This is a genomic window from Seonamhaeicola aphaedonensis (genome assembly GCF_003386195.1).
In the GTDB taxonomy this organism is placed as follows: Bacteria; Bacteroidota; Bacteroidia; order Flavobacteriales; family Flavobacteriaceae; genus Seonamhaeicola; species Seonamhaeicola aphaedonensis.
Map to the genome: position 1 here is coordinate 206,682 of NZ_QRDX01000001.1, position 11,816 is coordinate 218,497.

Here is an 11,816-nt window from a genome sequence, read left to right on the forward strand (position 1 = left end):
AATATGTTATTCTGCATTATCTAGAAAATCTTTAACCCTATCGGTTAATTTATCTAAAAACGATCTACGTTCCTTTTTTGGTTCTTCATTAATTTCCTCAGGCTGGTTTTCTTCAATTACTTGTTCAGTTTGAGCCTCAATTTTTTTTCGCTCCTGACGTTTTAAACCATCTAGAACCAAACCAACAGCTGTTGCAAATAATGGGCTTGTGATATCATCATCACTATCACCTGCTAAATGCTCATTAGGATATCCTATTCTAGTATCCATTCCAGTGATATATTCTACCAGCTGCTTTAAATGCTTTAATTGGCTGCCACCTCCAGTTAAAACAATACCTGCAATGAGCTTTTTCTTTTGTTCTTCGTGTCCGTAGTTTTTAATTTCCACATAAACCTGTTCAATAATTTCCACAACACGGGCATGAATTATTTTTGAAAGATTTTTAAGGGTTATCTCTTTTGGCTCTCTACCACGTAACCCTGGAATGGATACAATTTCATTATCCTTATTTTCTCCTGGCCATGCGGATCCAAATTTTATCTTAAGAAGTTCAGCCTGTTTTTCTATAATAGAACAACCTTCTTTTATATCTTCTGTAATGACGTTTCCTCCAAATGGAATTACCGCCGTATGACGAATGATACCATCTCTAAAAATAGCCAAATCGGTAGTTCCGCCACCTATATCAATCAACGCCACTCCAGCCTCTTTCTCTTCTTGACTTAAAACGGCATTTGCAGAGGCTAATGGTTCTAGAGTAATACCTTCTAAATTTAATCCAGCACTTTGAACACATCTACCAATATTTCGGATTGAAGACACTTGACCAACCACTACATGAAAGTTGGCCTCTAATCTTCCACCATACATCCCAATAGGCTCTTTTATTTCTGCTTGCCCATCTACCTTATATTCCTGTGGCAACACGTGAATAATCTCTTCACCTGGCAACATAACAAGCTTGTGTACTTGATTAATTAATCTATCAATATCATCTTCATCAATGACGGTTTCTGAATTTGGTCTGGTTATGTAATCACTATGTTGTAAACTACGAATGTGTTGACCTGCTATCCCAACAGTCACATCTTCAATCTTAATATCGGCAGCAGCTTCAGCTTCTTGTACCGCCTGTTGAATAGACTGAATAGTTTGTGTTATATTATTAACCACCCCACGATGTACACCTAAACTCTTAGATTTACCAATTCCTAAAATCTCAAGTTTACCATACTCGTTTTTACGACCAATCATGGCCACAATCTTCGTTGTTCCTATGTCTAATCCTACTGATAAATTATGTTCCATAGTTTACTTTTTACTCAATAATTGAGATTTCATACTTCAATATTCTTTCAATTCTTGCTCTAGACACTTTAACATGTTCTTAAAACATCTTTATTTTATCTACTACAAACTACTTGGTTATCAAACCGTAAATTGACATTCCTATACTCATTAAGCGTACCTTCTTTTGTACTCTTTAAATAAAACGCCTTTAGATTATTAATTTTTTTATCCAACAACTTTACATCTCCTAATTGCACAAGAAACCTACATTGTCTGAGCTTCAAAAAAACATCTTTATCTAAGCTCTGATAAATCTCAATAACATGCTTTTTTAAAAACTCATCATTTTGAATTTTCTTGGCGATTGTAAAGACATTTTTTAGATTATTTTTATCAACATAACCAGTAACTAGTGGCACTCTAGCAGAATAATTACTTGACAAAGGCATAAAAGAACCCTCATCATCAATATAATATGATGCGTTTGTATTCACTCGTGCTATGGGTGTTTTTTGTTCAACTTTGGCATTAAATGTGCCATTCACAGCCACATACACCTCAGCAGATTTAATCATTGGATTAGATTTCAGGGCTTTCTCTAATTCATTCAAATCTAAAGCTTCTTTTGGCACATTTTTAAGGCTTTTCCGATTTTGTATTAACAATTTACTAACATTCTCATGGGTTAAAAACAAGCTATTTTCACCAACAAACTCTACTTGTGGTTCTGAAACTTTTCTACCATCATTTCTATGAGTTGAAAAGGCATACAAAAAGATTACCACAACGGATAAAACTAGCATTTTTATGTAGTTCCAGTTAACTCGCAACACTCAATTCTTTTTTTATTTTTTTCACTTCCTCTCCAATATCGCCTGCCCCTATGGTGAGTATAACCTGAGCATTACTCTGGCGTATTTTTTTTAGAAGTAAATCTTTACTAACTAAACCTTTGTTTTTGTTCTTTACTTTACCCAATAACCATGCAGAATTAACCCCTTCAATCGGTAACTCTCTAGCTGGATATATATCTAATAACAACAACTCATCAAACTGCGATAGGCTTTGGGCAAATTCATCTACAAAATCTCTTGTTCTACTAAATAAATGTGGCTGAAAAATAGCCAACACTTGTTTGTTTGGATACATTTCACGCACAGCTTGATGTACAGAATTAATTTCTTCTGGATGGTGCGCATAATCATCAATAAAAACTAAATTCTCTGTTTTTATTTGATATGTAAATCGTCTTTTAACCCCTTTAAAAGATGCTAAAGCCTTAGCGAGCTGTTGGTGAGGGCAACCATACTCCACAGCCATCGCCAAGGCTATTAATGCATTCGACAAATTATGTCTACCGGGTAGGTTAAAGTGTATATTTTTCAACACTGTTTTTGGTGTTTTTATATCAAAAACATAGGTGCCATTTTCTATTTTTATATTTTGAGCAGAATAATTGGAATCATCTTCAAGACCATAGGTAATGCCCTCTACAGGTAATCCGTTTTTAACAAACAATTTCCCTTTTGGTTTAATTCTTTTTGTAAACGCGATAAAAGAATCCCTTAAAGCACTTGCTTCTCCATAAATATCTAAATGATCAGCATCCATAGAGGTAATACAAGCTATATCTGGTGACAGCTTTAAAAACGACCTGTCAAATTCATCAGCCTCAACTACAGATACTTCACCTCCTTTTAAAATCAAATTAGAATTATAATTCTCTGTAACACCTCCTAAAAATGCAGTAACCTCAACACCACACTCATATAACAAATGACCCAAAATACTCGATGTTGTAGTTTTACCATGTGTTCCTGCTACTGCTAAACAAAACGTATTATCTGTAATCAAGCCTAAAACCTGAGATCGTTTTAATACTATGAATTGATTGTTTTTAAAATAGGTCAATTGTGAATGACTTTGAGGAATAGCGGGTGTATAAACTACCAAAGTATTTTCAGGTTTTAAAAATGCCACTGGTATATTTTCTATAGAATCATTAAAATTAATATCAATACCCAAATCAATTAAAGCATCAGTAATTTCAGTTGAGGTTTTATCATACCCAACCACTAGTTTCTTGTTTGCATTAAAATACCTAGCCAAAGCACTCATACCAATACCTCCTATACCAACAAAATAGATTTTATGTATATGTTCTAAATTCATTTCCGTTTTAATAGCTTTTCTACTTCGTCTGCAATATCTTTTGTTGCATTAACCAAGGCCAATTTTTTTATATTCTTTCCCAATTCTTTTTGCTTTTCCTGTGATGCTATTAATTGCGAAAACTTGTTTTCAAAATCTACTTCTAAATCTTCTTCTTTAATAATCATAGCCGCATTTGCATTAACAATTGCCATGGCATTTTTGGTTTGATGGTCTTCTGCAACATTTGGAGAAGGTATAAAAATAACTGGCTTACCTACTATACATAGTTCAGACACTGAACTCGCTCCAGCTCTTGAAATAATTATATCTGCTGCTGCATAGGCAGACCCCATATCATTTAAAAACTCATAAACTTGAACGTTATTTGTGTGGTTGTAAATTTTGTATTGTTGGTAGTAGAGTTTACCACATTGCCATATAATTTGAACATTTTGAGTATCAAAGAAATCAAGTTCTTTCTCGATAAGTTCATTAATCCTTCTAGCCCCTAAACTCCCCCCTATTACTAACAAGGTATATTTTCCGTGTTTTAAATTGAAATAATTCTTTGCCTCAACTATTTTAGCCTCTACATTCAACAAGTCTTGACGCACTGGGTTACCTGTTTTGATAATTTTTTTCTTTGGAAAAAATCGCTCCAAATCATCATAAGCCACACATATCTTTTTGGCTTTTCTAGCCAATAACTTATTAGTGATTCCTGGATAAGAATTTTGCTCTTGTATTAGGGTTGGGATTTTTTTTGAAGCAGCTACGTATAACAATGGACCACTCGCAAAACCACCTGTTCCTATGGCAATATCAGGATTAAACGATTTTATGATTTTACGAGCTTTCCAAAGGCTACTAATTACTTTAAAAGGAAATGATAGATTCTTTAATGCTAAACTACGTTGAATTCCTGAAATCCAGAGTCCTTCAATATCATATCCAGCTTGGGGCACCTTTTCCATTTCCATTCTATCTTTAGCACCCACGAATAAAAATTCAGCATCAGGGTAACGCAATTTTAACTCGTTAGCAATGGCAATAGCAGGGTAAATATGCCCCCCTGTACCACCACCTGACAATATGATCTTATAATGACTCATTAAATTGTTTCTGATAGAATTTCCAACGGATTCTCTTCTATATTTTCTTGTTCTTTTATTTCTTCTCTTTTAGCACTAACACTTAAAATAATTCCAATAGCCAAACAGGTCATCCATATAGATGTACCACCACTACTAATTAGTGGTAGTGTTTGCCCTGTAACAGGAAACAACTCAACTGCTACAGCCATATTTATTAATGCTTGAAATACAATTGGCAAACCAACCCCTAGAACCAACAACTTTCCAAAAACGGTATCTGATTTTTGTGCCGCTATCACAATTCTAAATAACAACCACATGTACAAAAACATGATAGTAACTCCGCCTAACAATCCATATTCTTCAATGATGATTGCAAAAATGAAATCTGAGGACGATTGTGGTAAAAAGTTTTTTTGCCTACTCTTTCCAGGGCCTAAACCCCATATTTCTCCAGATGCTATAGCAACCTTTGCCTTTTCTATTTGATAATCAGCCTCGGTATCTTCACCATTTGAAAAGCTTTCAATTCTGCTCATCCAAGTATCTACTCTATTTGGCATGAACTCCGGGAAAGCCTTAGCTAATAATACAAACAAAGCTAACATTAATAGACCTGAACCTGTTATAGCAACTAAATACCGAATTGGATATCCACCTAAAAAAGCTAAAATAACTACCATTAAAAAAATGATGGCAGTTGTTGAAAAGTTTGAAGGTAAAATCATTCCTAACACTAAAAAAACAGGAATCCAAAGTGGCAAAATAGATTCTTTAAACGTTATTTTTTTATCCTTTATTTTTGACAAATATCTTGCTACATATACCATTAAAACCACAGATGCTAAAGTTGATGTTTGAAAAGACATGCCTACAAAGGGTATTTGAATCCATCTGCTTGCATTAGCCCCCTCTACAACAGTACCTTGTAACATAGTTACACCCAATAAAACCAAAACAACTGGAATCATAATGAGTGACAAACCTCTAAAATACCGGTATGGAATTTTATGTACACCATACATAATGGCAAACCCTAAAATCAAGTGCATAAAATGCTTGACAAAAAACGCAAAGGTATTGCTACCACCACCCTTGTAAGCTAAATTACTGGCAGCACTATACACAGGCAAAAAAGATAGTATTGCCAACAACGCAACTATAGCCCATATTAAACGATCACCCTTTATGTTTTTGAATAGTGTTTGCACTTAATTATAAGTTTCGTACTGCATTTTTAAATTGGCGTCCTCTATCTTCATAATTCTCAAACAAATCAAAACTTGCACACGCTGGAGACAGCAACACATTATCACCAGAATCTGCTATTTTATATGCTATTTTAACCGCTTCACTCATAAACTGAGTTTCAACAATAATATCTACCATATTCCCAAAAGTTTTTATGAGTTTTTCATTATCAACACCTAAACAAATGATAGCTTTTACCTTTTCATTTACAAACGGGAATAACTCTTCATAGCTATTACCTTTATCAACCCCGCCAACAATCCAAACTGTAGGTGCATCCATACTCTCCAAAGCATAATATGTTGCATTTACATTAGTTGCCTTAGAGTCATTTATATATTGTACTTTATTAATTTTTAGAACATTTTCTAAACGATGTTCAACCCCTTGAAAATTCTCTAGACTTTCTCTAATGGTCTGTTTTCTTATTTTTAATAAATGTGCTACTGTTGAAGCAGCCATAGCGTTTTTAATGTTGTGTTTTCCTTCTAATGCTAAATTTGCTGTTGGCATAATAAATTGTTTGTTATCTACTGTTAGTATTATATTATCGTTATCTAAATAGGCTCCATTTTCAATCTTTTTTTCTATTGAAAACGGCAATAATGTTGATTGAACTGGGCTACGTTTTAAATGATTTACAATCACTTCGTTATCAGCATCGTAAATCAAATAATCTTCCTTCGTTTGATTTTCTGCAATTCTAAATTTAGATTTGATATAATTCTCAAATTTATAATCATATCTATCTAAATGATCTGGTGTTATGTTAGTAATGACGGCTATATGAGGTTTGAACTTCATAATATCATCCAATTGAAAACTACTTATCTCCAAAACATAATTTGGATGATTTTCTTCTAAAACCTGTTTAGCAAAACTGTCTCCAATATTACCCGCAAGACCAACCTCTAACTCCTGTTCTAATATGTGATGTGTTAAACTCGCTGTGGTAGTTTTGCCATTACTCCCAGTAATTCCTACAATGGTAGCATTAGTATACATAGAAGCAAATTCAATTTCTGAAACCACCTGAATTCCTTTTTTCCTTATTTTGTTTACCAATACCACCTTATCAGGGATACCCGGACTTTTCATAACCAAGTCTGCTTCAAGAATTTTATCTACTGTATGTGTTTCATCCTCCCATTCAATCTCATTATGTATAAGAACCTGTTTGTATTTTTCTTTTATTGTTCCTTTATCTGATACAAAAACACTATACCCTTTTTCTTTGCCTAAAAGTGCTGTTCCAACTCCACTTTCGCCACCACCAAGAACAACTAACTTTTTCATCTATCTAATCTTCAATGTTACTATCGATAGAATTGCTAGTAGTATTCCAATAATCCAAAAACGGGTTACTATTTTGCTTTCGTGATATCCTAATTTTTGATAGTGATGATGTAAAGGAGACATTTTAAAAATCCTTCTTCCCTCACCATATTTTTTCTTGGTGTATTTAAACCAACTTACCTGCATAATCACAGATAAATTTTCGGCTAAAAAGATGCCGCACAATACCGGAATCAACCATTCTTTACGAACCGCAATAGCAATTACTGCTATAATTCCTCCAATAGTTAAGCTCCCCGTATCACCCATAAATACTTGTGCTGGGTAGGCATTGTACCACAAAAAACCAATGAGTGCCCCAACAAAAGCAGCTATATAAATAGTAATTTCCTCAACTCTTGGGATATACATGATATTCAAATAATCTGAAAAAATAATATTACCAGATACCCAAGCAAAAATCCCTAAGGTGAGTACAATTATTGCCGATGTCCCAGCTGCTAAACCATCAATGCCATCGGTGAGATTCGCTCCATTTGAAACCGCAGTTATAATAATTATAGCAATAAGGATGAAAATGACCCAAGCATAATTTTGTAACTCTGGATGAATCCAAGTAATTAAATCGGCATAATCAAACTCATTCTTTTTTACAAAAGGAATGGTAGTTTTAGTAGATTTTTCCTCGGGCTTGAAAAATGCCGATTCTTTAGCATCAGGATTAGCTTCTAGAATTTGTTGTTGTTCTGCAGCAGGTAATTTTTCCTTTATTACAACATCTTGATGAAAATATAATGTAAGCCCAACAATTAATCCTAAACCTACCTGACCAATAACTTTAAAGCGGCCCTTTAAGCCCTCTTTATTATTCTTAAATTTCTTAATATAATCATCAACAAAACCAATAACACCCATCCAAAGAGTTGTAATTATTAAAAGAATGATGTATATATTCTCTAATTTTGAAAGTAAAAGAACCGGTATTAACGTTGAAAGAATTATAATAACACCTCCCATAGTTGGTGTTCCCGCTTTTTCCGCTTGACCTTCTAAACCTAAATCTCTAATAGTCTCACCTAACTGTTTTCTTTGTAAAAAACGAATAATTCTTTTACCATAAATTGTAGAAATTAGAAGCGACAAAATCATTGCAAAGGCAGCCCTAAATGTGATATAACCAAACAGGGTTGCTCCCGGAAATTGAAATTGTTTTTCTAAATATTCAAATAGGTAATACAGCATATCTTAATTCTTAGTCCTTGGACAGTGCTCAGGACAACATTTTTATTTTTGTAATTGTTTTAAATACTCTTGAACGATTTTATAATCATCAAAATCAAAGCGCTCTCCTTTTATTTCTTGATAGGTTTCATGACCCTTGCCTGCTATTAAAATAATATCGTTTGGCTGCGCTAACTGGCAAGCGGTTTTAATAGCCTGTGCTCTATCTACAATGGTTAATGATTTTTTAAAATTTTGAGGCTCTACACCAGCTTCAATATCTTTTAAAATGGCTTCTGGCTCTTCGCTTCTAGGGTTATCGCTTGTAAAAATTACCTTCGTACTTAACTCAGTTGCTATATGACCCATTTTAGGACGTTTTGTTTTATCCCTATCGCCACCACAACCCACCACGGTGATTAGTTCCTCATTCTTAGTACGGATACTATTGATAGTTTCCAATACGTTTTTAAGAGCATCTGGCGTATGAGCATAATCCACAATGGCCGTAATTTTTTCATCTGAAATTAAATATTGAAATCGACCAGTAACACTTTCCAAGCCAGAAATTAACCTTAAAATTTCAAACGTTTCAAGCCCTAACAATTCTGCTGTGGCATAAATTGCTAATACATTATAAGCATTAAAATTCCCTATTAACTTAGTCCAGACTTCGTTATCACCCACTTTGAGCAATAGACCTCCAAATTGGTTTTCTAGAATTTGAACTTTATAATCAGCATAACTTTTTAGTGCGTAAGTAAATTTTCTTGCTTGGGTATTTTGCAACATCACCAAGCCATTTTTATCATCAATATTTACAAGCGCAAAAGCCTTTTTTGGAAGATTATCAAAAAATGACTTCTTTACATCTCTATACTCTGCAAATGTGTTGTGATAATCTAAATGATCATGTGATAAGTTGGTAAAAACTCCGCCTTCGAAATAAAGACCTTCGGTTCTAAATTGATGTATTCCGTGAGAGCTTGCCTCCATAAAACAAAACTCAACACCTTCATCATTCATTTCCTTTAAATATTTATTGATTGTTAATGAATCTGGAGTAGTATGTGTTGCTTTGTACTCTTTGTCATTTACTAAAATTTTCACTGTTGACAGTAAACCTACTTTGTATCCGGCATTCTTAAACAACTGATACAACAAACTTGTAACAGTGGTCTTTCCATTAGTTCCGGTAACACCAACAAGTCTTAAATTTTCAGATGGCGCCCCATAAAAATTAGACGCTAAAAAGGCTAAGGCTCTATTTGAGTTATCAACCTCAACATAAGTCACTCCTTCAGCTAAAACCTGCGGAAGTTCTTCACAAATAATAGCTATAGCTTTCTGCTCAATAGCATTTTTAATATAATCATGTCCATCAACTACAGTTCCACTAATAGCTACAAACAAATCATTTTCCTCAACCCTCCTAGAATCAAAATGAATTGCATTTATACCAATATTTGTATTACCTACCACTGCATTGATAGAAACTTTATATAATATGTCTTTTAATACTTTCATGAAGCGTTTAAAACGACGGTTTGATTATTTTTTAGTTTTACACTTTTGTCAATGGATTGCTTTATTATAGTGCCGCTACCGTTCAGTTTCACCTTTAACTTTACATCCATATTTTCTAAAAGCGCCACCGCATCCATTGCTGGCAACCCAACTACATTGGGCATAATAGTTTTATAAGTTTGAGCTAAACTATAATAACCATTATACTCCTTTTCTACGGAAGCTTTTTTAATTTCCAAGGCTTTTACTTCATCAACTAATGGTGTGTCTGTAAATATTTTTTGAGCAATTCTTTTAAATACCGGACCGGACACATCTGCCCCATAGTATCCCACACTTATATCTGGCTTATGTATAACCACTATACAGGAGTACTTTGGTTCATCGGCTGGAAAATAGCCAGTAAAAGAGGATATGTAACGTTTATTTTCACTCCAATCCTCCATCCAATACTCAGTTTGAGCCGTTCCTGTTTTACCTGCCATAGAAAAGTTTTCAGAATATAGTCTATGACCTGTACCATGTTTCTTTTCCACAACGTTTTTAAGCAATTGCTGTAACTTTTTGATGGTTTCTTTTGAACACACTTGCTTATTAATAATTTCTTTATCAAAGATTTCTATTGTTTTACCAAACTCTTTAACTTCTTTTAAAAAACGTGGCCTTACCATTTCACCATCATTAGCAATAGCATTATAAAAAGTAAGTGATTGCAATGGTGTTAACCTAACATTATAGCCATAAGACATCCACTGCAACGCAATACCACTCCATTTACCATTCTTAATTCTAGGATCTGGAATAACAGGTTTCCCCTCTCCAATGATTGGAATTTGAAGTGTATCATCTAAATTCATGGCATACAACCTATCTACAAACTTTTCAGGTTTGTCTTTGTATGCATTATGAATTGCTTTTACAATACCAGTGTTTGACGACACCTCAAAAGCCTCTGAAACAGAAATTTTACCATAACCACCCCATTTTGAGTCTCTAACCTTCTTTCCATAAAAAGTTAATACACCTTTTTCAGTATCTACAACATCACTGGTATCTATTACTTTGTCTTCAAGCGCCGCAGCCACAGCCATTAGTTTAAATGTAGAACCAGGCTCATGACTTTCTCCTACCGCATAGTTTAACTTTTCGTAATAAGTCCCTTTACTTGTTCTACCTAAATTTGAAATAGCTCGTATCTCACCCGTTTCAACTTCCATTACAACCACACAGCCATGTTCCGCCTTATAAGTTTCCAACTGTTTTAAAAGGGCATGATGGGCTATATCCTGAATATTTACATCAATAGTGGTATAAATATCAAAACCATCTTTTGGTTCAATTTCATTAGCATCACTCAATGGCTTCCACTGCCCCTTTCCAATACGTTGCATTTTTCTTTTACCATCCACACCCTGTAAATACTTTACCCCAAAGGCACCATCAATTCCTGGACGAGTAACGTTGCCATGTTCATCCTCTCGCTCATACCCAATAGTTCTTTGTGCTATCCCACCCATGGGACGCTCTCTCTTTTCGGTTTGTTCAACTATCAAACCCCCTTTAAAAGCTCCAAGATTTAACAATGGAAAATTTCGAATTCTCACATAGTCAGAATAGCCAATATTTCTAGCTAACAAATAGTACCTATTCTTGTTATTTCTTGCTTTTTGCAATTCTTTTTGATAGTAAGCTGATGACTTTCCAGTAAACTTAGCAAGCGAATCTGATAAGGGCTTTAGGTACTCCTTAAAATTCTTAGAAGACGAAGTAAGAGCATCAATTCTTATATCGTATTTAGGTATTGAGGTAGCTAGCAAATTACCATTTACTGAATAAACATTACCTCTATTTGCTGGAATAATAACATCTTTTACAACACGCTTTTCTGCAAGCGCTTTATACTTTTCTCCATCAACAAATTGAATACTAAAAAGTTTAAACATTACCGCAAGACCGAAGACAAACATACAGCCTGAAATA

General features: G+C 34.1%; 9 protein-coding genes. All 9 read right to left on the reverse strand.

Annotated elements, in window-relative coordinates; genetic code table 11:
- Nucleotides 1–6 precede the first annotated feature (6 nt).
- The 9 genes from ftsA to DFQ02_RS01010 all read right to left on the reverse strand — a co-directional run bounded on the left by ftsA (nt 7) and on the right by DFQ02_RS01010 (nt 11,803).
- Nucleotides 7–1,311: a cell division protein FtsA gene (gene ftsA, locus DFQ02_RS00970; RefSeq protein ID WP_116039120.1), complete on the reverse strand. Its 1,305-nt coding sequence runs from the start codon at nt 1,309–1,311 to the stop codon at nt 7–9.
- A gap of 95 nt (nt 1,312–1,406) precedes the next feature.
- Nucleotides 1,407–2,096, reverse strand: a complete 690-nt coding sequence (locus tag DFQ02_RS00975; RefSeq protein ID WP_317124685.1) for a cell division protein FtsQ/DivIB — start codon at nt 2,094–2,096, stop codon at nt 1,407–1,409.
- 16 nt (nt 2,097–2,112) lie between these two features.
- Entirely contained in the window at nt 2,113–3,465 is a 1,353-nt protein-coding gene (gene murC, locus DFQ02_RS00980; protein WP_116039121.1) for a UDP-N-acetylmuramate--L-alanine ligase, read from the reverse strand.
- On the reverse strand, nt 3,462–4,559 hold the full coding sequence (gene murG / locus DFQ02_RS00985) for an undecaprenyldiphospho-muramoylpentapeptide beta-N-acetylglucosaminyltransferase (protein WP_116039122.1): 1,098 nt from the start codon (nt 4,557–4,559) through the stop codon (nt 3,462–3,464). Before murG ends, murC begins: the two co-directional genes overlap by 4 nt.
- Nucleotides 4,559–5,752 (reverse strand): FtsW/RodA/SpoVE family cell cycle protein, encoded by a 1,194-nt coding sequence (locus DFQ02_RS00990; protein WP_116039123.1) that lies wholly within the window; start codon nt 5,750–5,752, stop codon nt 4,559–4,561. Before DFQ02_RS00990 ends, murG begins: the two co-directional genes overlap by 1 nt.
- Before the next feature lie 4 nt (nt 5,753–5,756).
- The gene (murD, locus tag DFQ02_RS00995; RefSeq protein ID WP_116039124.1) at nt 5,757–7,088 is read right to left on the reverse strand and encodes a UDP-N-acetylmuramoyl-L-alanine--D-glutamate ligase; all 1,332 of its coding nucleotides are present in this window, start codon (nt 7,086–7,088) and stop codon (nt 5,757–5,759) included.
- Complete coding sequence (gene mraY / locus DFQ02_RS01000) at nt 7,089–8,330, reverse strand: phospho-N-acetylmuramoyl-pentapeptide-transferase (protein ID WP_116039125.1); 1,242 nt, start codon at nt 8,328–8,330, stop codon at nt 7,089–7,091.
- A gap of 42 nt (nt 8,331–8,372) precedes the next feature.
- Entirely contained in the window at nt 8,373–9,836 is a 1,464-nt protein-coding gene (locus DFQ02_RS01005) for a UDP-N-acetylmuramoyl-L-alanyl-D-glutamate--2,6-diaminopimelate ligase (protein WP_116039126.1), read from the reverse strand.
- Nucleotides 9,833–11,803 (reverse strand): penicillin-binding protein, encoded by a 1,971-nt coding sequence (locus tag DFQ02_RS01010; protein ID WP_116039127.1) that lies wholly within the window; start codon nt 11,801–11,803, stop codon nt 9,833–9,835. Before DFQ02_RS01010 ends, DFQ02_RS01005 begins: the two co-directional genes overlap by 4 nt.
- Between the last annotated feature and the right edge of the window lie 13 nt (nt 11,804–11,816).

Coding starts and splice junctions, on each gene's coding strand:
- murG (WP_116039122.1), bottom strand. CDS start 4,559: ATGAGTCATTATAAGATCATATTGTCAGGTGGTGGTACAGGGGGGCAT.
- DFQ02_RS00975 (WP_317124685.1), bottom strand. CDS start 2,096: ATGCTAGTTTTATCCGTTGTGGTAATCTTTTTGTATGCCTTTTCAACT.
- murC (WP_116039121.1), bottom strand. CDS start 3,465: ATGAATTTAGAACATATACATAAAATCTATTTTGTTGGTATAGGAGGT.
- mraY (WP_116039125.1), bottom strand. CDS start 8,330: ATGCTGTATTACCTATTTGAATATTTAGAAAAACAATTTCAATTTCCG.
- DFQ02_RS01005 (WP_116039126.1), bottom strand. CDS start 9,836: ATGAAAGTATTAAAAGACATATTATATAAAGTTTCTATCAATGCAGTG.
- murD (WP_116039124.1), bottom strand. CDS start 7,088: ATGAAAAAGTTAGTTGTTCTTGGTGGTGGCGAAAGTGGAGTTGGAACA.
- DFQ02_RS01010 (WP_116039127.1), bottom strand. CDS start 11,803: ATGTTTGTCTTCGGTCTTGCGGTAATGTTTAAACTTTTTAGTATTCAA.
- ftsA (WP_116039120.1), bottom strand. CDS start 1,311: ATGGAACATAATTTATCAGTAGGATTAGACATAGGAACAACGAAGATT.